The sequence below is a fragment of the Candidatus Spongiisocius sp. genome (assembly GCF_965221825.1).
GTDB lineage: Bacteria > Actinomycetota > Acidimicrobiia > Spongiisociales > Spongiisociaceae > Spongiisocius.
Genome location: NZ_OZ244917.1, coordinates 1,943,692 through 1,965,317, shown reverse-complemented (window position 1 = coordinate 1,965,317; position 21,626 = coordinate 1,943,692). Strand labels below are relative to the sequence as shown.

The window sequence follows — 21,626 nt, the reverse complement described above, 5'->3', positions numbered from 1 at the left end:
GCGGCTGGGGGTTCCTCGGAGTATCTCGCCGGCGTTCCCCGGGCCGGTTATTGCACCTCTGCAGGACAACCGGGCGCTATATTGGCGCGTACCAGAGAAAGGAGGTGATCCGACTTGTTAGACAGTTCTTGTAGGACCCTGGAGGTGGCCGAGCGCTAGCGGCCACGGGTCGCTTCCGGTAGCCGCCGTTGGGCGTGCCGCCGGTCAGGTGGCGACTCCAACTCGGACCACCGAGCTTTCCCGTCCGCATGCCGGTCCTCATGCGGCATCGAAGTGGGGCTGAGGAATCCCACGATGAAGTACGGGTAGGCGTTCTGGATTAACGAAACGTGAGTCCGGGGTCCCAATGGCGGGCCCCGGACTTTTCTCTTTGTAAGGCTGCGGGTGCCGGCCGTCACTCGAGGCCGTGCTCGGCCAGCCACTCCTCGTCCCAGATCTTTGACAGGTAGCCCCGCCCCGAATCGGGCAGCAGAACCACTACCAGGCGGCCGGCATCTTCGACCGCCACCTCCAGGGCCGCATGCACGGCCATGCCCCCGGAGCCGCCGATCAGCAGTCCTTCGCTCTCGGCCATGCGCCGGGCCATATCGAACGACTGCTGGTCGTCGACCATGATGTAGCGATCGACGATGTCACGGTCGAGGGTCTCGGGCCAGAAGTCCTCCCCGACGCCCTCCACGCGGTACTGGTGGATGTCCTCCTCTTGAGGTGCCGTGTATATCGATCCTTCCGGGTCGGCCCCCACCAGCTCCACCGACGGCTTGCGCTCACGCAGGTATCGTCCCGTCCCGGAGATCGTCCCGCCGGTGCCCACACCTGCCACGAAGACATCGATCTCCCCTGCGGTCTGCTCCCACAACTCCGGTCCGGTCGTCAGGTAGTGGGCCTCCGGGTTGAAGGGGTTGGAGTACTGGTCGGGACTGAAGGCCCCGTCGATCTCCTCCGTCAGGCGGCGGGCGATTCCGTAGTAGGAATCCTCGTCCTCCGGCAGCAGGTCGGTGGGGGTGACGATGACCTCCGCTCCGTAGGCCTCGAGCAGGCGTATCTTCTCGGTCGCCACCTTGTCGGGAACCGTGCATATCACCCGGTACCCTCGGACCGCCCCGACCATGGCCAGGCCGGCCCCCGTGTTCCCAGAGGTGGGCTCGACGATCGTCCCTCCCGGACCCAGCAGCCCTTCCCGCTCGGCATGGTCGATCATGTTGACCGCGATCCGCTCCTTGACCGACCCGGCAGGGTTCAAGTAGTCCAGCTTGGCGACCAGGTTGCCGGGCGGATGGAGTCGGACCAGCCGGACCAGGGGCGTTCCGCCGATGGCGGCGAGGGCGTTCTCGTGTATCACGAGGATCGATCGTAGCCCCGGCCCGCAACCCCGGACGCCAGCTCGCTGTAGGAACCGACCGGCGTCCGGCATGCGCCCCGCTCGCAGACGTATCCCAGGGTCTCGCCCTCCCGGTAGCGTCCGGCCACTACGGGAACATCTTCGTCGGGACCCGGAGCCGGAGCCACCACCAGGTCCGGCCGGTAGGTAGCGGCGAGCCGGCCGACCCACTCCAGGGAGCGGGGCCCGGTCACCGCCACCTCTCGAATGCCCATCTGGGACGTGGCCAGCACCGCCAGCAGATGACCGGCCGCGGACGGGGCCGCATCGAGGAGCCGATCCCCGGCCCGGACGATCTGTTCGAAACGCTCGTGATACCGGTAGTCCCCCGTGAGATGCCCGAGCAGCAGGTAGCACTCTGCCGCCAGCGATGCTCCCGAGGCGCTCGGGTTGTCCTGCTGATCGGAGGGCCGCACCACCAGGTCGGAGGCGTCGGCAGCGCTGGCGAACACCACCCCGCTCGGGCCGCCGAAGTGCTCCTCCAGCAGGTCGACCAGCTCGCGGGCGGCCACGAACCACTCGACCTCTCCGGTGGCCTGGTAGAGCTCCAGCAGCCCGAGGGCATACGACGCGTGGTCTTCCAGGAATCCCGAGATCGGTGCCGGACCGTTGCTCCAGACCCTCGCCAGGCGCCCGTCGGGGCGGCGCATCACGCCGAGGACGAACCGGGCGTTCGCCCTGGCCGACTCCAGGTAGCCCTCCGTCCCCAGCACCGCGCCCGCCACCGCCAGCGCCCGGAGAGCGAAGCCGTTCCACACGGTGATGATCTTGTGATCCAGGCCGGGCCGGATCCTGGTGCTCCGGCGGGCCAGGAGAGCTTCCTTGGCGCGCCCGATCGCGCCCGTCACCTCGTCCTCCCGGATGCCGAACCGCGCCGCCAGATCCGGGACGGTGACCGCCTCGTGCAGGACGTTGACACCCTCGAAGTTGCCGTTCCGGGAGACCCCGAAGTAGGCGCCGGCGACCGGCCCGTCGTCCGGACCGACAACCTCATGGAACTCCTCGTGATCGAACACGTAGAACTTGCCCTCCACCCCTTCGGAGTCGGCGTCCTCCGCCGCGAAGAATCCGCCCTCGGGATGGGCGAGGTCCCGCATCATGTACCCCAGGGTGTCGACCGCCACCTCCCGGTAGAACGGGTTGCCGGTGATCTGCCACGCCCGGACGTACAGGCGGGCCAGGTCGGCGTTGTCGTAGAGCATCTTCTCGAAGTGGGGCACCAGCCAGACCCGGTCAACCGAGTAGCGGGCGAACCCGCCGGCCAGGTGGTCTCTGATACCGCCCCGCGCCATCCTGATCAGCGTCGTGTCCAGCATCGCCGTCGCCTTGGTTGCCGTCGCCAGGCCGCTGATCCTGGCCAGAAACTCCAGGATCGGCGTTTGGGGGAACTTCGGGGCGCCGCCGAAGCCGCCGTGTTCCAGGTCGAACTGCCGGGCAAGGGCCTCGTAGGCGGCGCTCACCCGGTCCCGGCCGGGTAGGTCCTCGGCAGGCGGGAGGGCAAGCCCGATCGCCCGGGTCAGCTGGTCCGCCTGTTCCCGTACGTCCTCACGCCTGTTCCGCCAGGCGTGGTTGATCGCCTCCAGCACGCGACGGAAGCTCGGCATGCCGTGACGGTCCACATCGGGGAAGTACGTCCCGGCGAAGAAGGGGCGGCCTCCGGGCGTCAGGAACACGGTCATGGGCCAGCCGCCCCGACCGGTCATGGTGTGAACCGCGTCCATGTAGATCGAGTCCACGTCCGGCCGCTCTTCGCGGTCCACCTTGACCGACACGAAATGCCGGTTCATGAATCGGGCCGTGGCCTCGTCGTGAAAGGACTCCCTCTCCATCACATGGCACCAGTGGCAGGTCGAGTAGCCGACCGAGAGCAGGATCGGGCGGTCCGTGGCTCTGGCGACCCCGAGGGCCTCCTCGCCCCATGGGCGCCAGTCGACCGGGTTGTCCCGGTGCTGGATCAGATAGGGGGACAGCCCCTCGAGCGGTAGGTCTCTCAGCAGCGCCATGGCAGTTCACGGTTTCGGCGCATCGGTATCCCCCAGGGTCGTCCCCGCCATGTTACGTGGGCGCCCATGTGTGCCGTCCGGGGGCGGCTACGACGGTGAACAGGCGTCGCCGCCCGAAAAGGTGGAAGAAATCCGGGCGGGAAGGCGTTGTGGATAATGTCGGGGCGGGATATCGTCGGTCTTGGGAGGTTGCTCGGCGGTGTCCGCACTACCTCGCCGGTGGGCGTAGCATCAAGCATGTTGATGCTCGTGGGCCGGGCGGGTTCCGGTTCCGCGCGCCGGACCCGCGGTGGGTAGGAGTTGAGTAGTCTCCGGAAGACCGGCCCCGGGGCGGGGCGTACCGCAAGGAGTGAATCGCCGGAGCTGCCGGCGGGCGATAAGTGGAGGGAAGAACCGCATGGCTGTCGCAAACCCGACCCGGCAGAAACCGGTGTCAACCGCCGGCTCGGCAACCAAGCGGGACCGGGATAGAAACCGCAACAAGCTGACCGACGAGAAGGGTCGGCTGACCACCGACCTCGTGAGCCAGTACCTGGCGGCCATCGGCGAGTACGAGTTGCTCAACGCCGAGAAAGAGGTCGAGCTTGCCCAGGCGATCGAGGAGGGCCTGAAGGCCGGTGCCGCGCTGGAGGACGGCGATCTCGACGAGAGGGAAGACAAGCTAAGGGCCAGGGAGCGCCGGCTCCGCAACCGGGAGATGAAACTCCCGGAGGAGGAGCGTCACAAGCTCGAGAAGTCCTGGAGCAGGCTGAAGGACGACCGGAGGACGCTCAAGAAGGATCGGCTCAGGCTCAAGCGCAAGCGGGACCGGGGCCGCCGGGCCAAGGACGAGTTCCTCACCGCCAACCTCCGGCTGGTGGTTGCCAACGCCCGGAGGTATGCCAACACGTCCGGAATCGACTTCCTCGACCTGATCCAGGAGGGAAACCTGGGTCTGATCCGGGCAGTCGAGAAGTTCGACTGGCGCAAGGGCTTCAAGTTCTCCACCTATGCCACCTGGTGGATCCGCCAGGCCATCACCCGCGCCATAGCCGACAAGTCCCGTACCGTCCGCATTCCTGTTCACCTCCACGATACGTTGGCGGCGGTCCGGGCTGCGCAGGCCAGCCTCAAGGCGGAGTTGGGCCGCGATCCGAAGCCGGCCGAGATTGCCGAAGAGGCCGGCGTCACCCTCGACAAGGTGGAGTTGGCCCTGAGCGTTTCGGATGCCGCCTCGCTCGAGAAGCCGGTCGGCGAAGACGGCGCCCAGCTAGGGGACTTCATCGAGGACCAGGACGCCGATGATCCGGTGCAGGTCACCGTGGAGTTGGATGTGTCCGACTGCCTGCGCCGCTCGATCGACCGCCTTCCCTACCGGGAGGGCCGGATACTCTCCCTCCGGTACGGTTTCCTGGACGGTGTTCCGAGGACGCTGGAGGAGATCGGGGAGGAGTTCAACCTCACCAGGGAGCGGATCCGTCAGCTAGAGAAGCTGGCCCTCTGCCGCCTGCGCCACCCCTCTTTCGGGATCCGCGAGCAGGACCTCATATAGGCGGCTCTCCCGCGGGCGCCAACAGGCGGGAAGGGCGGGGGTGAACCCGTGCCGGCATCTTCCACGCCCGGCGCCTGACAAAGTTCCACCGTCCTTCCGGGGACCCCGGTTCCTCTCCCGGCGTGGCGCCGGCCCGGCCCGGAAACGATCGGTTGCGTTGCTGCTGGTGGTGGGGCTGGTGGCGAGCATGGCCGTCCAGCACGTCACCACGGTTCCGGCCTCGGCACAGACCGGCGATCTGTGCGATCCCCGCGACGCCGGGCAATTCTCCGACGTGGGCGAGCGCGACTACGGGGCGGCCTACATCCTGTGCATGAAGGCCCTGGGACTGTCAGTGGGCAAGGGCGGCGGCGAGTACGGCGCCGATGATCCCCTGACCCGCGCCCAGATGGCCACCTTCCTCGTCCGGCTCTGGCGGGACGTTCTGGGTAGGGAGTGTCCGGAAATCGACCACCCGTTCCAAGACGTGAACTCTTCTTCGACGCACGCCGTCGCCATCGGTTGCCTGTTCGGGCTCGGCATCACCAAGGGCGCCGGGCCCACTACGTATGAACCGTCCGCGCCCCTCAAGGCGTCGCAGATCAGCCGGTTCCTGCTGCGTCTGTGGGAGCGGCTCGGGAACGCCTGCGATCCCGCCGGTGGCGAACTCGCCCGGGCGGGCGCCTGCCTCACGGATCTGCGCGTCACGCCCGGCGCCGCGGAGGCCACATCGGGCGAGACGGTGATCCGCTCCCAGATGGCCGTCTACATGATCGGCCTATGGCATCAGGCCGTCGGGCGGAGCGCCCCGCCGCCGCCGTTCCGCCCGGGCAGCGCCGCACGAGGCGAGGCCTGCGGGTTGGCAACGGTGGGAGACTGGTACTACGGCACGTCCGAGGATCCCGAACGCGGAGTAGCCCATCTCTGGGATCTCGCGTCAGCGAGCGTTAGCTGGGAACGTCCCGTCCACGCGGAGGGCGAGGACTGCTGGTGGGACGCCAGGCTATCGCTGGTCTGCTGGGAGGAGGGTGCCTGGTACTACGCGCTGGCGTGGGATGACCTCGGCCAGATCGAGCCGGACGCCGGGGGTCACGTGCTGATCAAGACGGATCCCGGCGATCCCGACCTGGCGCTGCGCGGACGGTTCCCGGCCGGGACGTACACATCCGGGGAAGACCCGGTGGCGTACATCAACATATCGCCGGGCTCAGTGGCAGGACACGACTGGGCCGGCCACATCGACCACGCCCTGAGCCGGGGCGAGCTCCGGCTGGAGTTTCCTGACACGGGCGCATGGTTAGTGTTCGAAGGCGCCGAAGGCTGGCAGGAGGCCTTCCGGGACTGTGCCGATGTGGTGCAAATCCCAACGGCCTCCGGCGACCCGACCGGATACTCGCCTTCGGACGCCTGCCGCCCGGCCGGACTCAACGTCGACCCCTCCGAAGATGACACAACCGCCGGTTTTCCGCTGCCTTCGTGGGCGGCGGCGTCGACCGGAGCGTTCGAGGTGGCGGTCCTGTTCGCCGATTTCCCCGACGCTCCCGCGTCGGACAACGACCGGGCCGATATCGATCAGAACCTGGCAGAGACGGAGCGCTATCTGGAGACGGTGAGCGGCGGACGCCTGGATGTTCAACTCGACCCCCACCCCGGCTGGATCACCGCCGGCATGGATTGGCAGGACTATCTCGAATTGGACCCCCTCGGAGACCTCTCGATCTCCGAATCGATCGTCGAGGAGACATCGCTCAGAGCCGAACGGCTGTACGGCTTCGACGGCAGCTCCTACGACAGCCTGATGGTGGTGCTTCCCCGTTCCGGGTTCGGCGGCGGGCTGGCCGGCACGGCTCGCCACATCGGCAACGCAGCGGGCGTCGCCCGCTGGTCGTTGATCAACAACCAACCGGCCCGCCATATCCCGACCGAGTCCAGGGCTCGGGATTGGTGGCACACCGCCGCGCACGAGCTGGTGCACAATCTCGGACTGGCCGATCTCTATCCCTACGATCCCAGCGTGAGGGCGACCCCGGACCCGCCGGAGAACGAGGAGTGGACGAGATTCGAGGTGGGCCTCATGGGCTTGGAAGTGAACTTCCCCGTCCCGCCGGGCGCCTATCCGTTCCAGGTAGATTTTCCGTCCGGATATGTAGACCAGACGGACTACGACCGTGACCTCGAGGCCCGGGAGATGCTGGCCTGGTCGCGCTGGCAGCTGGGATGGCTCGACGAGGAGAGGGTGGCCTGCCTGGCCGACCCGACCGACGTGACGGTGGAGCTGGGTCCGGCGGCCGCCCCCGGCGACAGCCTGGCGATGGTGGCCATCCCTCACCATGCCGACGATCGTATCCTCATCGTGGTGGAGAGTCGGCGTCCGGTCGGATACGACCGTCCCGAGACCGTCTCCGGCGTCTCCGGCGACGCCGTTCCATACCGATACACCGACCACTCCCTGCCCGGAGAGGGAGTCATTGTCTACCTGGTGCGGTCCGACCGCCGCAGCGGTGAACTCCCACTGCTCCTCTGGACAGACGGCGGCGACGGCGAGGTCGACGAAGCACCGATCCTCACGCCAGGCGCGAGGTGGTGGCTCGGCGAGCCCGGCGCCCCGGGCGGGCAGTACCAGATCGAGGTGGTGTCGAGCGGGCCCGACACCGACACCATCCGGGTCACCTTCAGGCCGTAGCCGTCACCCTTCGTAAACGTCCCCGTCCGGGAAGAAGGCGCCCCAGGCGAACCAGAACTCGTTGCGATGAACGGCGATCTCCAGCCTCGTCCCTGCCAGCGGGCCGCTGATCGCCTCGCCCAGCAGGGTCCAGGTCGACGAGGTCTCCTGGTCCACGAACACCTCGCCTTCCTTGACGAACGTCAGTGGGCGCCCGTCCACCTGCCGCAGGTAGGCGATCCCCGTCCCAATGGCCCGCCCGTCGCGGACCACCCGGGTGTCGAGGGCATCGGCGGTGTCGCCTCCCCAAAAGACCGTGATCGGAACCCCTCCGACGGTGTCGTTGACCGCGCCGACCTCGGAGAGCAATGGGAACGGGTAGGCGGTGGCGGTATCCCCGATGGTCACTGCCACCACCCGTTCCAGGGCCCGGTAGCGGGGGTCGATCTCGCCGGTGAAGAATGGATAGGGCGCGGACCGGCTCGAGTATCCCTCGTAGGGGTTGAACCCGTACGGTAAGCCGGAGCCGCTGTCCCGGGACAGGGGTTGGCCGTCCGGGTAGGAGGCGGCGAACTCCCCGAACGACACGATGGCGCTCGGAATATGTGTAAGGACTGTCCCTGCGGCGGCGCCCACGATCGCCTCGCCGGTGATCTGCTGCCACAGCGAGACGGTCCCGTCATCCCACATCACCAGGTCTGAGTTGCGGAGGAGACCCGACACCCCGAAGCGGAGAACCTCGCCGTCCACCCGGCGGTCGAAGGCCAGCGCGGTGTTGCACAACGGGCAGTAGGTGACCGCGACGGGGATACCTCCGATCCGATCGTTCACGATCTCGTGGCGGTGGAGGATGCTGAGCGGGTAGAAGCGGGGATCGCCGCCGATGGCCACCAGCATCCCGGGCGCCCTGCTGTCGAGCCATTCGGCGGCCTCGTCGAGCGACTCGAAGATGGGGTCGTCGATGGGCGGGATGGCATCCCGGGGATCGATCATGCCGATCCCGAGCAGCAGTTCCGACAGATCGACGGAGCGGCTGGACCAGTCGGTCGGCCACGACTCGGTGGCATAGGCCACGACCGGGTCGAGACCTTGCTTCGGATCGGGTCCGGCCTCCGGATCCGCCCCTGCCGGGTCCTCGGCCTCCCGATCCATCTCCTCTCGCTCCGGCGCCGGGGTTGTAGCGGCCGAAGGGGCAGTCGCCGCGCCTGTGGTGGTAGCCGGTTGCGTCGACGCAGGGACATTGCTCGAACCTTCTGTCACCGCAGGTTCGGCGCTGGTCGCGGGCGGCTCCGGCTGGGTTCCGGGTCCGTCCTCGGCGGTCCCGCATCCCACCGACAGCAACGACATCACCACCAGCATTCCGAGCCACGCGCTGCGGCTTGCACGCAGTACCAGCGAGCGTGCCAATGCGTTCCTGCCCGAGCGACCCGTACCCATTCGAGTACCCAGCATATCCCCCTGCCAGGCCAATCGACCCGGCCTGTCGGCAACCGGGGCGATTGCCTCGATCCAGGCCGGACGACTCGGGCGCTGGAGCAACCGGCGGAACTGTCACAACTTCGCTATTACTCTACCTATCGCTAAGCATCAATACCGGCCGATGATGTTGCGCGGATCGGAACGGCCGGTCCGAGGGAACATGCAAGCTCGCTGGAGCGAGGGCCGATTCCCGGCATCAGCCCGGGCATGGCCTACCACGCTCCGAACAGGATGGGTGGCGGGGGGGGGAGGGGCCCGGTGCGGAGCACCGGGTTTTCGCGGGATTCGGTTCCTGTCAGGGTGGGGCAGGTGTTCCTACCGGAAGGGGCGAGTCCCTACCGGCGTGGGGGGAGGTAGTTGGCGGTTGCGAGCTTGCCGTCTGCGAAATCCAGCACCCAGGTCGAGCCCTTCTTGAGGACGGGGGTGTGGCTCTTCCCCATGAGCGCTCGCAGGATCGTCTTCACGATCGGGCGATGGGAGCAGAGCAGGTTGGTCCCGTCAGGTCGGTTGCCCAGCAGCGCCCTCACCTCGGACGGCCGGGACTCCTCCCAGAGCTCGATCGCCAGCTGCGGAACGCGCTTGCGGGCGGTGGCGACGGGACCAACGGTCTGGCGGCAACGAGTCGCGTAGCTGGTCAGTATGGCGTCGACCGGAAAGCCCTCCAGTCCTTTCACGAGGCCTTCGGCCTCGGCGTGGCCCCGTTTCGACAGAGGCCGAGCGCTGTCCGGGTCCGGACCGCGGTCACGCTTGCCGGCATCGGCATGCCGGACCAGCAGGATGCGTTCTGCCGGATCCCGCCATCCGTCCACCAAGCGTTCGCCCACACTGCGCTCGGTCGGGTACGACACCTGATCGGCCACGGATCCTTCGTGGACCCACCGGATCCGGTCCACTTCGGACGAGGGCACGAACTCGATCCCACCGGTTTGCATCGCCCAGTAGTGGACCTCCTTCCGATGGCCCTCCTGTTTGTTGTAGGAGATGTCACCCAGGTACCGCCCGATCATGGGGCGTACCCCGGCCTCCTCCCGAACCTCACGCCGTGCGCACTCGATCAGGCACTCGCCGGATTCCAGCTTGCCCTTGGGAAAGGTCCAATCGTCGTATCTGGGGCGGTGGACCAGGAGAATCTCGACCCCTTCCGGTCCCTCCCGCCACACCACGCCACCGGCCGCCTGTTCGACAGGAATGTCCCTCATGCGGGTGGGGGCCGGTGAGCAGATCGGGTCATCGAGGTAAGCCGTATCTTATCGGCCCGCCGCACCCTAGAGGGCGGTGGGAAGGCTAGGGCGCCCCGGCTCCCAGCCGGCGCAGCAGTACCTCCACCGCCTCGGCCGGGCTGTCCACCATCGTGATCATGCCGGGCGTGGTCCGGAGATCCCCGGTCAGCCGGTCGACGATCTCGCTCCAGGCATCCCGGAACGCGAGGATCGGCGCCGGCGCCGCACCCCGGCCGGCGGCCAGGTAGGCCTCGTTCCAGGCGATGGCCAGCTCGGTGAGGGTTCCGATGCTGCCCGGCATCACGATGTAGGCGCTGGCCAGCTCGGACATGGTGCTGATCCGATCGAGCAATCCGGCGGCCTGTATCTCCTCGGTAAGGAAGTCGTTGCCGCCCGGCCGGTGCGGGAACAGCACCGGGGCGGTGACGCCGACCACCCGCCCCCCTGCGTTCGCCGCGCCCTTCGATGTGGCCTCCATCAGGCCCGAGTAGCCACCGTTGGTGACCCCGAACCCGGCTTCGGCCAAACGGCGACCCAACTCGACACCCTGCTCGTAGACCCCGTCACCGGGGAGGGCCCGCGAGGATCCGTAGACTGCCACCATCCTGTATTCCATGGGGAGCAGGGTACAGCACCCCTCTGACGCTCACACCTACGGAACAATCTCGGCGGACCAGGCGTTGTCACCAGTAAGAGGCACAGGAGGACTGGCATGGGAAGCGACCGCACCCCGTTCTACAAGCGACGTTCCATCCAGGTGGCGGCGGTGATAGTTGCCATACCCGTCATCGCCTTCGCGTGGTGGCTCGGCTCGCCGCTCTTCATCGATCAAGTGGTGGACGAGCCCTTCCCCGTTGCCGCCATGGCGGTCGTCCCCGCCGACATGACCGCTGAGGAGGTCGAGGAGATCATGCTCGAGGCCGCAGCGACGGATACGCCGGTCGAGGAGCCGATGCCCGAGATGCCCGAGATGGCCGCGACCACGACGTCAGTCGCCGCCGGCAACACCTCGGCGGCCACGGCCGCCCCTACGGAGGACGAGGCGCCGACGACCACGGCCGTGGCCGTGACCGAGCTGTCCACGACGCTTCCGCCCGAGCCCACCGGCCCGGTGGCTCTGGCTTCCGGGGCCTTGATGGACGCGGATTCGTTTCACATGGGGTCCGGCCAGGTGGTTCTCTACCAGCTCGAGGACGGGTCGAGGATCATCCGCCTGGAGGACATCGAGGTGACCAACGGCCCCCAGCTTCATGTCCTATTGACGCCGGTCCATGGCTTGGCCGGTCGCGATCACCTCCGGGAGGCGGGCTACGTGGATCTGGGCCCCCTCAAGGGGAATATCGGTTCGCAGAACTACGAGGTGCCGGCCGACTACGTGGTGCCCGACCAGTTGACCCTGGTGATCTACTGCGTGCCGTTCCACGTGGTGTTCGCGACCGCAGAGCTGGCCTGACCCGCCCGAACGCCACGAATCCGGGCCGGGTCCGCCCGGCGACAGGTTGGGGGTGGCTGGGGACGCCGGGGTCGGAACGCGCTGGGACTCCGGTGTGATTTTTCGCGTTCTCGCTATAGGGGGGTTGAATCTGTCACAACCCTGATATACGTTGCCTACTGCTAATCACCCGCGCCGGGGAGCGGCTGCCGACGATCGGTTTGCCGGCCCAAGGGACATACGAGCTTCTTCGGAGTGCTCCGCCGACTCCCGGCGCTAGGCCGGGCATGGCCGGCCACGCTCCGACCCAGGTGGTGGTGGCGGGGGCTGGGCCCGGCGGGCGAAGCCCGCTTGCCGCGATTCTCGCGTTCTGGGGAGACGGGATCGCCTCCAGTCGCGAGGCCAACGTTGATCGCTTGTTCAGGTGAGTAGCGATCCGGCGCTTGTTCGCCGGTGCGGGCCACCCCTGTGGGGGTGTGCCGGTTAGGTCCTGAGGCCGGGAGCCGGCCCGTGCGCCTCCATGTGTCGCAGCGGGTCGCCGGTCCCTAGGCCGTAGGAGGTCGAGTTGAAACGCGACCAATACGACCGAGCACTCGCCGAACAATTGGCGGCGGGCGAGCGATGAAAGGGAAACGCAATGAAACAACGGACGGTTGCGGCGGCGCTTTGCGCTGTCGTGCTAAGCGCGGGGGTGTTGTCGGGATGTAGTTCGGACGCGGCGGTGGTGTCTGAGAACATTTCGATGGCGGCCGATCAGTTCGAGGTCAGCAGGCGGGTGGTGTTCTTCAACGGGATCACCGACAACTATTTGTTGGAGATCGTCGGGTTGTGTTCCATCGAGGACGAGGGGCACCAATTGGAGGTCACATGTAAGGACGGCAACGGTTCGTTCCGCAAGCACTTCCTTGGTCTCTCCGACAACGTGTCGTATCTCGTGGAGCATTTGGACCCGGTGAACGTGTCCGCTCACCACTATCGGGTCATCTTCAAACCGCAGACGGTCATCCCGGATGTAGACCTGGTGGTCGATGCCGGTGACCTACCTCGCGCCCAAACCGGATAGTTAGTGGCTGGACTGGGGAGGTGGGTCTAACGAATCTGACGGTGACACCCCCCCAACGTGACTGCTGCGGCCATCGGGTAGGAGAACGAGTGGCGGCCGCACCGGAAACGGACCGTCCAGGTCGACCGCCGAGCAGGTGGAGGCGATCCGACCCCGGACGGCGCGACGGGAGGCAGCTACCATCCGAGGAAGGAAGGGGCTCTCCTTCCGCGCCTTCGGGGGAAAGAGGTGAACCATGAGAACCGATTCCATGAGAACCGATGCGATCCACAGGCTGGAGGCCTGGGCGCTTATGGTCGGGCCGGCCATGGCCCTGGTCTTTTTCCTGGTCGAACCGGGCGGGTTGCTCGTCGACCCGGTGGATACGACGGACTCCGCCGGAAAGATCACCGCTCTGGCCTCGAATCCGTTCCTGGCGCATGTGTCCGGGCTCCTCGTACCGCTTGGCCTGCTCCTCCTTCTGTACGGAATATCCGGAGTGAGCCGGGTGACCACAGGGCCTGACTTCGCCGCGGCCGGAACGAGATTCGGTCTGCTGAGCGCCACCGTGGGTGGTGTCGGATGGATCCTCGTCAACGGGCTTGACCACCTGCTGGCCAGGACCCGGATATCGTCAGCGGAGGCCCTAGAAGCAGCCATACCGCTCTACCAGGTCGGGCTGGGCATCACGATGATTTCCGGTATCGCCGTATCGCTCGGTCTGCTGGTCCTCAGCCTGAGCCTGGCAGCCCGGGAACGTAGCGGCTTGCACAGGACCGCCGCCCTGGTGATCGCCGTGGTGTCCGCCTTCTCCGTAGTGGCGCTGATCATCGGGTATTCCGTCCCGGACGAGACCATGATCGCGCTCGGACGGGCCTGCTACTTCCCGTGGGTGGTCTGGTTCGCCATGCTCGGTTCGAAGTTCCTCAAGGCGGGACGCCCCGCATAGGCAACCCCTGACTCAGGCTTCGCCCGGCCGGAAGGCCGGTCTGCGGCGGGCTAACCCAGGGTTTCCTTGATGGCAGCGACCACCCGGCGCGGGGTGATGATGGCGTGCTCCTCCACACCGAACTGTGGCCAGGGCGCATCGAATCCGGCCACCCGCACTATCGGGGCCTCGAGATCGTACAGAGCCTCCTCCGCCACCGTGGCTGCCACCTCGGCGGCCATCCCGGCGGTCCGGGGAGGCTCCTGCACCAGCACCAGGCGCCCGGTCCTGACCACCGAATCGAGCACGGTTTCGCGGTCCCAGGGCTTAAGGGTGCGCAGGTCGATCACCTCGCACGACACGCCATCCCGCTCCAGCTCCCCGGCCGCGGACATCGCCACGCGGACCATGCCACCGTAAGTGACCACCGTCACGTCGTCGCCGGCTCTGCGAATCCGCGCCCGTCCGATCGGGAGGGTGTAGTAGCCGGTGGGGACGTCCTCGCGTCCGGCCCGGTAGAGCACCTTCGGCTCCAGGAATAGCACCGGATCCGGGCTCTCCGCCGCCGCGGCCAGCAGGCCTTTGGCATCCACCGCAGTGGACGGGATCACCACCGTCAGGCCCGGAGTGTGCACGAAGTAGGCCTCCGGGCTGTCGCCGTGGAACTCGTGGGGAGCGATGCCGCCACCGTTGGGCCAACGCACCACGATGGGGAGCGACACGTTGCTCCTGGTCCGGAAACGGAACCGGGCCATGTGGCTGACGATCTGGTCGAAGGCCGGGTATACGAACCCGTCGAACTGGATTTCCGCCAAGGGCCGCGCCCCGCCGATGGCCATTCCCACCGCGGTGCCGGCGATCCCGGTCTCGCAAAGCGGTGAGTCGATGACCCGACCGGCTCCGAATCGATCCATGAGGCCGGCGGTGATGCGGAACACGCCTCCGGTCCGGCCCACGTCCTCGCCCATGATGATCGCCTCCGGATGGCGATCCATGATCTCTCCCAGGGCGGCGTTGATTGCCTCAGCCATGTTCCAGTGGGCGGTTGGACCCTCGAGCACCGGGTCGTGCCCTATCCGCCAGCGTTCGTCCGGCTCCAGCCCCGAAGAACCGGACTCCTCGCGCCTCAGGGCTGTCTCGTACTGGCGGGACAGTTCCTCGGGCACCCTGGCGTAGACGTGCCGCACCGCCTCTTCCCGGGGCGGCCGCTCCCTACCCTCGATCTCCGCCAGTGCCTGGTCCATCTCGCTCGCCTCGTCCGCCACCTGCTCGTCGATGTCGTCCGACCACAGGTCCAGGCTGTCCAGGTACCGGCGCATGCGATCGAGCGGGTCACGGGCGCGCCAGGCCTCCACCTCGCTCTCGTTCCTGTACAGGCTCGGGTCGTCGGCGGTGGCGTGGGGACCGAACCGGTACGTCATGGCCTCGATGAGGGTTGGTCCCTCTCCCCGCCGAGCCCGATCGACCGCCTCCCTGGTGGCCGAGTAGACGGCCAGCACGTCCATTCCGTCGACCTTGACGCCGGGCATGCCGTAGCCGATCGCCTTGTCGGCCAGATCGGTGGCGGCGGTCTGGCGCCGGGTCGGCATCGAGATCGCCCAGCCGTTATTGGAGCACAGGAACACGGTCGGCGCCTTCCAAACCCCGGCGAAGTTCATGGCGGAGTGGAAGTCGCTCTCGGAGGTGGCCCCGTCGCCGAAGTAGACCATGGTTATCAGGTTCTCCCCAGCCAGGCGGGCGGCGTGGGCGTGGCCCACGGCGTGGGGCAGCTGGGTGGCGATCGGGATGGTATGGATGTTCATGCGGTACCGGTGCACATCCCAGTCGCAGTTGGGAAGGCCCCGGTAGTAGGACAGCATCACCGACCACGGCATCCCCCTGACCAGCTGGGTCGCGTGCTCCCGGTAGCTGGGGTAGACCCAGTCGTCGGGTTCGAGCGCGTAGGCCGAACCGACCTGAGCGGCCTCCTGCCCCTCGCCGGGCGGGAAGGTTCCGAGACGGCCCTGGCGCTGCAACCTCATGGCCCGCCGATCGAAGCGCCGCCCCAGCGCCATGAACCGGTACATCTCCACGAGGTCCTTGCCGTCCAGATCGGGCGGCTTGCCGACCAGCTTCCCCGCCGGGTCCAGGATCTGCAACACCGAGCTTTTCCTTCCGCTTGCTGGCGGCATTGTAAGGGAGGGCCTCATCCCTGCCACCGGCCGATTGTGTGGCAGGCCGCTCCTGGGAATCATCGTCGGCTCCACGGCCCACCTCAGTAAACTACCGTCCGTGGTCCGCATCCGAGCCGCTATAGATCAGCTTGTTCCCTACGACGGCGGCCCGGGCTTCGAGGAGATGGCCGGCCGGTTCGGCCCCAGAGGGATCGCCATGCTGGCCGGCAACGAGTACCCGACTCCCCCTTTTCCCGAGGTTGTGGACGCTATCGCCTCGGCTGCGGCAGGCATCAACCGGTACCCCGATGCGGGCACGGTCCGCCTGAGGGAGGCCCTGGCCGGAATGCTGGGCACCACCCCGGATTGCGTGTGGACCGGCGCCGGCAGCTCGGAGAACCTCACTACCGCCGCCCGCGCACTGGGAGGCCCGGGGACCAGTTTCGTCTACCCATGGCCCTCATTCGCCATGTACCCCATCAATGCGGTGTATGCCGATGCGGAGAGCATCATGGTCCCGCTCGACGGAGCCCTCCGGACCGACCTCGAGGCGCTGTACGGAGCGATCCGGGACGACACCACCCTTGTGATCATCTGCAACCCGAACAACCCGACGGGGAGCTACCTGTCCCGCGCGGAGATACAGGAGTTCGCCGATCGGGTTCCCGAGTCGACCCTGGTGCTGGTGGACGAGGCCTACGGGGAGTTCGTGGCGGCCGAGGAGGATTCCAGCCTCATCCCTCTCGCCGTCGAGCGCCCCAACCTGGTGGTGGCCCGCACCTTCTCCAAGATCTACGGGCTTGCGGGCCTCCGGGTCGGGTACATGGTCGGCCAGGCACCCACCCTCCGGTCCCTCCGCAAGGCCCAGAGCCCGTTCGTGGTCGGCTCCCTGGCCGAGGTGGCCGCCACCACCGCCCTCCGCTTCCCCGAGCGGGTTAGGCAACGGTTCGAGCTCAACCGCGAGGGGGTCGACTACATCGAGGGCGCCCTGTCCGCCCGGGGCATCCGTTACGTCCCCACCCAGGCCAACTTCATCTGGTTGCGCCTCGGCCCCGGTACGCCCGGCGTAGTCCAGGAACTCCTGGAGATGGGCACCCTCATCCGCAAGGGGACCGAGGAGTGGACCCGCGTGTCCATCGGCACCGAATCCGAGAATCGCCGCTTCATCAGGGACCTCGATCGGGTGCTGGGGCAACGCCGCTCCTGACCTCCAGCGCCGCCATCATCCCCGGATGAGGCTCACCTGCCACGGCGTTGCGGGTGGCTGCGTCGAGCGCGTTCTTGGACGACATGGCCACCCTCATCACCTTCCGGGACAATCCTGGGGCTGCCCTCACCCAGTTTTGTGAGCCGCTCCCGGCGGACGAACGGCAACTGGTCTCTGAGGTGCGTGAGCCATCAAGCGCGGCGTCGACCGGGACTGGAGGCCGGGACGGTTCATCCTCACCGGCTCACCCGATCCGCAGAGCCGATCGGAGTTCCAGGCGCTCACCGGCCGGGCGGCGGTTGTGCGGCTCAACCCTATGACTACGCGCGAGGGGCTCTTGCGCGTCGCCAATCCGCGCCGGGCGGAGACAGTCGCCAGGGTTGCGGTCGGGGACTTCCCTCCCGAGTCCTGGCCGGAGCACACTCCGGATCTCTTCGGAAGCCTGGACGTGGCTGCTGCCGGAGATTCCCCGAGTGCGCATCGGAGGACTCGGCTGCCTGCTCGCAGACAATGGTGCCGTGACTACCAGAGGGTGTTCCTGCGTCGAGATCCGCCCTGTTCGGATGCCGACCACATCGCTCTTCAATGTGCGCAGGTCCTAGCCCTTCATGACGTGTGCTGTGCCTGCGCGCAGTTCCGCTGCGGGTCGTCTACGGGACGGCCGGTACCGATTACCAGCCGTTGAAGTGCACGACCTCTTCGAGCGGTTTGCGAGTGGCCGGACCGAAGTCGGTGCCGAGGGTGTAGGCCACGGGCAGCAGGGCCACCTGCTGGATCTCGTCGTAGGGAATGCCCAAGACGTCGGCAACTGCCCGCTCGCGATCCAGATGGGTTGTGGTCCAGCAGGTGCCGAGACCTCGATCGCGGGCCGCGAGGCAGAAGCTCCAGGTGGCCTGGATGACTGAACCCCACCGCACCGCCTGCAAGTCGGCGAATGCGCCGTCCATTCGCCCCTGGATGCACGGAATCAGGATGGCGGGCACGCGGGGAAAGTTCTCGGAGAGGTGGACGGCGGCGCTCATTTGCGACCGCCAGCCTTGGCTCATGGCATCATCGTGGCCGTCGGTGTGTGCGAACCGGGCTTGCTCGAGGCCGTCGAGCCGGTCCGGCAGGGCCACTCCGGTGTCCGGCTGGGGCACCCTGGCGATGTTGGTAGGACTCGACGGCGTCCACCCGAGCCGCAAAAGGTAGTTCACGACCCGCCAGGACTCCTGGTAGATCTTGCCGACCGCCTCGCACTGCTCTGGATCGGTCGAGATGACGAAGTGCCAGTCTTGCCGCAGCGCCGCAGTGGGTGCCTGCAGGGCCAGCTCGAGGCAGTCGCGGAGGACGGCCTCGGGGACAGGGCGATCAAAGTCCAAGCGGCGTCGAACTGCCCGGGTGGTCATCAGCACCTCATCGACGGTCAGGCCCAGCGACACGTCTGCAGGTGCAGGGGATTTCATGCGCTTACCCTACTCGTTCGACAGTTGCCACGCCGTCGCCGGCGAGATCGGCTACCTGGTGCCGGACCGCAGCGACTCCGGATCAGTCGAGAAACTCAAGTTCTCCATCCCGGACGACGACCAGAATCTGGTCATAGAGAGCGTCCCCGTCAGGATTAAAGGAGAAACGACCCAACTTGCCTAAATTGCTCGGAAAATCCGTCGTCTGGGCGAGTGCGTCACGAATGGCGGTCGCATCCGCCGATTGCGCTGTCTTGATCGCATTGGCAAGAACATGGAGAGTTGCATACGACTGTGCCGCCCAAGGTTCGGGTTCAATGCCGTATTGTGCGCGGTACTTCTGAACAAAGGCTCGGTTTCCAGGGGCGTCAGACATACTGGACCATCCGATGAAACCGATTGCTCCTTCGGCGCCGTGACCTGCCTTCTGGACTTCCGACATGGTCAAATCTGGAGCTATGATCTGAATAGTCTCGGGAAAGTCCAGTTCAGCTGTTTGGGCGAGAATCCCAGCGATTTCCTGCGACAGTGCAGAGATAAACAACGCATCCGGGTTCTTCGCCGCAATACGCGTCAACTGCTCAGAAAATTCTGTATCACCGGTTTTGAACGCTTCTTCAATCAGAATCTCGACCCCGTTCTCCCCAAGCACCGACCTGAGCACTTCGTTGCTACTCGTGGAGTAGACGTCGACCTCGTCGTATATCGTTGCCACCTCCTCGTAGTCGAGTATCTCTCGAGTCGCTATCACACCGTCGGGAATGCTGACATCCGTGACGAGACTGGTGCGGAAGACAAAACCCCCGATCGCGCCCAGCCCTGAAGCGGAGGACACGGAACTGAAAGCTATGACCTCGTTCTCCTGTGCAATCGGGGCAGCCTGCTTGAGGTGTGTCGAGATGGCAAGCCCAACTATCGCAGGTACGTTCTGATTCACCAGGTGGCGTACGGCTGCTTCCGCCCCGTCCGGCGTGCTCATATCGTCGACAGTTATGAACGAGAGCTTCACCTCTCCGAGGTTGTTGATTTCTTCTAGCGCCAATTCAAAACCGCGTTGCATCGGGAGCCCGTAGGGCTCGGCGTGATGTCCTGTGAGTGCTACGACTACACCGATCGGGATCTCTATGCTCGCCATCGGAGGTACTTCATCATCGGACATTTCCTTGACGCCGCTGTCGCAACCGGAAAGCCCGATTGTCAAGAGCCCAATAGTCAAAGTAGCAATTGCCAGCGGAGACGCAGGTGTCAGAATCCTCTTTGTCCTCATGCAAGATTCCTTCTCGCCTGTGCTTGAGCTTCGCAGGTGCTACCAGACCTCAGGTCGAGGGGGCAAGAATCGATTCACTGACCCCTAGCGCTACCAAGTCACTCTCACGCCGGTAGGGCTCAGAGCCCGGTGGCGTCCGATCCCTCTAACCAGGGCTCCGACTGTTCCAGGAGCCACATGCTGAGACCGTGAGCGCATTCGAGCACGTCGCACACGTTGACCTCCCGCAGGAACATGTCCCGGAGCCGGAAGTCGAGCCGGCCCACCAGCGACAGGCTCCGCCGCGCCGGGTCGGTCACGGACATGAATGTGTCGGTGGCGGACACTTCCACCGGCAAAGTCGTCCCCGAGACCCCGGCCAGCTCGGTGGCGAGGATGAGCAGATCGGGTGGGTTGGGCAACGGCGGGAGGGCCCACTTGAAGAACAACGGCAACTCTAGCTGGCGATCCTGTTCCTCGTCGAGCTCGAGATGATGCTGCGCCATCAGGTCCTCGAAGGCCAGGATCACCCTGGGGTCGACCTCCAGCACCATCAGCATCTCCAACGGTCCCTCACAGGCCTCCTCCGGATGCAGATCCACCTCCCAGGCCTGACCCAGCGAGAAGGACTCGATGAAATGGCGCTCGGCGTGCACGTGGAACCCGTGGTCGACCGCATGAGCCTTCATGTCGGTGATAAAGCCGGCAATGTCAACCGTCATGGGCGGCGCTTCCCTTCGCGGCCGGGAGCGGTCACGGACGGACCTCGTAGTAGTTATGCGTGGGATCGTCCTTGAGGCGGAACTTCCGGAAGGAGGTGAAACCGGCCTCCGTGACGATGCGCTCCGCTTCGACCGGATGGAATCCTAGGGTGCCGAGCGCGGCGGCGCCCTCCTCGGAGGCGGCAGAGAGAAGGCAAGCCGACAGGCTGTAGCCGTATTGCATGGCCAGCATGGGATTCTTCAGGTTGTCCTCGAACACATCGGAGCAGTGCACGTCCTTGATCAGCCACACGCCGTCGTCCTTCAGGGACCGCCGGACCGCGGCTGCGATGCGGTCCGGGAAGGGCACGTCATGCATGCAGTCGAGTGCCAGTACCAGGTCATACCGGCTGCCATCCGCCAGATCCTCCCCTCGAGCCTGGTGGATGGCGGCATTGGGCAGGTCGCGGATGCGGCGCCGGGCCCGGGAGTAGGCAATGCCGGAGGGTTCGTAGCCCACCACGGTGCTGGCGGGGAAGCGTTCGGCGAGGGCTCGGACGGTAATGCCCCCTCCGCTCCCCACTTCCGCCACCCGGCCACCGGCCTCCAGCCTCTCGACCAAGCCGTCGACGCCGGGCAGCACCTGCTCGACTAGGAAGGGACCCACCCAGACCCCGTTCATGCGGTCCATCTGGAGGGCCACTGGCTCGCCCAACTGGTGGTAGGTGACGCCGATGCCGGTGTGGAAGGCGTCAACCATCTCCTCGATACGTTCGGGTTGGAACCCCCCGATGAAAGCACCGGCGGAGAAAGCGAGGGAGTCGTCGTTGACCAGCACCTCCTCGCCCTCGGCGCCGAGCGAGAACCTGTCCTCCGGCGTGCGCTCGACCAGCCCGGCCGCGGCTTGGCCGAGGAGCCATTCGCGGAGCCATCGCTCCGACAGCCCGGTTCGCTCGGCCAGTTCGCCGGAGGTCATCTCCCGGCCGCCGGCCATGGCTCTATAAAGGCCGAGCCGATCTCCCAAGTGGACCATCAGGCTGACCACCTCACCCTGCTTGTAATGCCAGATCCTGAGGGTGTATTCCTTGAGGAGATCCGGGTCTATGGAACGCACTGTCGGGATACCCTAGTGCTGCCCCGATGGAGCCGTCCCCGGCCTCACGCCCCCCGCCGTCCCACACGCAAACCACCAGCGTCCCGCATCGGAGAAGAACGCG

At 66.5% G+C, this 21,626-nt stretch carries 16 protein-coding genes; 6 read left to right on the top strand and 10 right to left on the bottom strand.

Annotation, left to right across the window (positions count from 1 at the left end):
- Window positions 1–394: 394 nt before the first annotated feature.
- Window positions 395–1,342, bottom strand: a complete 948-nt coding sequence (locus ACOQPD_RS09220; RefSeq protein WP_420611660.1) for a PLP-dependent cysteine synthase family protein — start codon at window positions 1,340–1,342, stop codon at window positions 395–397.
- Window positions 1,339–3,384, bottom strand: coding sequence for a thioredoxin domain-containing protein (locus ACOQPD_RS09215; protein WP_420611659.1), 2,046 nt, complete (start codon window positions 3,382–3,384; stop codon window positions 1,339–1,341). The genes ACOQPD_RS09220 and ACOQPD_RS09215 overlap by 4 nt, the downstream gene beginning before the upstream one ends.
- Before the next feature lie 397 nt (window positions 3,385–3,781).
- On the opposite strand from ACOQPD_RS09215, the gene ACOQPD_RS09210 reads away from it, so the two are divergent.
- Together ACOQPD_RS09210 and ACOQPD_RS09205 are read left to right on the top strand one after the other, a co-directional pair.
- Entirely contained in the window at window positions 3,782–4,915 is a 1,134-nt protein-coding gene (locus tag ACOQPD_RS09210; protein ID WP_420611658.1) for a sigma-70 family RNA polymerase sigma factor, read from the top strand.
- Between the two features lie 166 nt (window positions 4,916–5,081).
- A complete protein-coding gene (locus tag ACOQPD_RS09205) occupies window positions 5,082–7,577 on the top strand; it encodes an S-layer homology domain-containing protein (RefSeq protein WP_420614379.1) in 2,496 nt (831 codons plus the stop codon).
- 3 nt (window positions 7,578–7,580) lie between these two features.
- On the opposite strand, the gene ACOQPD_RS09200 is transcribed toward ACOQPD_RS09205, so the two are convergent.
- The 3 genes from ACOQPD_RS09200 to ACOQPD_RS09190 all read right to left on the bottom strand — a co-directional run bounded on the left by ACOQPD_RS09200 (window position 7,581) and on the right by ACOQPD_RS09190 (window position 10,859).
- On the bottom strand, window positions 7,581–8,963 hold the full coding sequence (locus ACOQPD_RS09200; protein ID WP_420611657.1) for a DUF3179 domain-containing protein: 1,383 nt from the start codon (window positions 8,961–8,963) through the stop codon (window positions 7,581–7,583).
- Between the two features lie 407 nt (window positions 8,964–9,370).
- Window positions 9,371–10,234 carry an NUDIX hydrolase gene (locus tag ACOQPD_RS09195; RefSeq protein ID WP_420611656.1) on the bottom strand — a complete coding sequence of 288 codons (864 nt, stop codon included), beginning with the start codon at window positions 10,232–10,234 and terminating at the stop codon, window positions 9,371–9,373.
- 85 nt (window positions 10,235–10,319) lie between these two features.
- Complete coding sequence (locus tag ACOQPD_RS09190; protein ID WP_420611655.1) at window positions 10,320–10,859, bottom strand: LOG family protein; 540 nt, start codon at window positions 10,857–10,859, stop codon at window positions 10,320–10,322.
- Window positions 10,860–10,967: 108 nt separating this feature from the next.
- Here ACOQPD_RS09190 and ACOQPD_RS09185 point away from each other — a divergent pair, with 108 nt between their 5' ends.
- The 3 genes from ACOQPD_RS09185 to ACOQPD_RS09175 all read left to right on the top strand — a co-directional run bounded on the left by ACOQPD_RS09185 (window position 10,968) and on the right by ACOQPD_RS09175 (window position 13,678).
- Window positions 10,968–11,708, top strand: a complete 741-nt coding sequence (locus ACOQPD_RS09185) for a DM13 domain-containing protein (protein WP_420611653.1) — start codon at window positions 10,968–10,970, stop codon at window positions 11,706–11,708.
- 616 nt (window positions 11,709–12,324) lie between these two features.
- Complete coding sequence (locus tag ACOQPD_RS09180; RefSeq protein WP_420611652.1) at window positions 12,325–12,750, top strand: hypothetical protein; 426 nt, start codon at window positions 12,325–12,327, stop codon at window positions 12,748–12,750.
- Window positions 12,751–12,985: 235 nt separating this feature from the next.
- Window positions 12,986–13,678: a hypothetical protein gene (locus tag ACOQPD_RS09175; protein ID WP_420611651.1), complete on the top strand. Its 693-nt coding sequence runs from the start codon at window positions 12,986–12,988 to the stop codon at window positions 13,676–13,678.
- Window positions 13,679–13,728: 50 nt separating this feature from the next.
- Here the strand turns inward: ACOQPD_RS09175 and pdhA are convergent, their stop codons facing one another.
- Window positions 13,729–15,798 (bottom strand): pyruvate dehydrogenase (acetyl-transferring) E1 component subunit alpha, encoded by a 2,070-nt coding sequence (gene pdhA, locus ACOQPD_RS09170; protein WP_420611650.1) that lies wholly within the window; start codon window positions 15,796–15,798, stop codon window positions 13,729–13,731.
- 130 nt (window positions 15,799–15,928) lie between these two features.
- Between pdhA and hisC the strand changes: the two genes are divergently transcribed.
- Complete coding sequence (gene hisC / locus ACOQPD_RS09165; RefSeq protein ID WP_420611649.1) at window positions 15,929–17,017, top strand: histidinol-phosphate transaminase; 1,089 nt, start codon at window positions 15,929–15,931, stop codon at window positions 17,015–17,017.
- A gap of 671 nt (window positions 17,018–17,688) precedes the next feature.
- Here hisC and ACOQPD_RS09160 read toward each other — a convergent pair.
- The 4 genes from ACOQPD_RS09160 to ACOQPD_RS09145 form a co-directional block, all read right to left on the bottom strand.
- Window positions 17,689–18,438 carry a nitroreductase family protein gene (locus ACOQPD_RS09160; protein ID WP_420614378.1) on the bottom strand — a complete coding sequence of 250 codons (750 nt, stop codon included), beginning with the start codon at window positions 18,436–18,438 and terminating at the stop codon, window positions 17,689–17,691.
- Window positions 18,439–18,544: 106 nt separating this feature from the next.
- Window positions 18,545–19,729 (bottom strand): ABC transporter substrate-binding protein, encoded by a 1,185-nt coding sequence (locus tag ACOQPD_RS09155; protein WP_420611648.1) that lies wholly within the window; start codon window positions 19,727–19,729, stop codon window positions 18,545–18,547.
- Window positions 19,730–19,848: 119 nt separating this feature from the next.
- Complete coding sequence (locus ACOQPD_RS09150) at window positions 19,849–20,430, bottom strand: hypothetical protein (protein WP_420611647.1); 582 nt, start codon at window positions 20,428–20,430, stop codon at window positions 19,849–19,851.
- 31 nt (window positions 20,431–20,461) lie between these two features.
- A complete protein-coding gene (locus ACOQPD_RS09145; RefSeq protein WP_420611646.1) occupies window positions 20,462–21,523 on the bottom strand; it encodes a class I SAM-dependent methyltransferase in 1,062 nt (353 codons plus the stop codon).
- Window positions 21,524–21,626 lie beyond the last annotated feature (103 nt).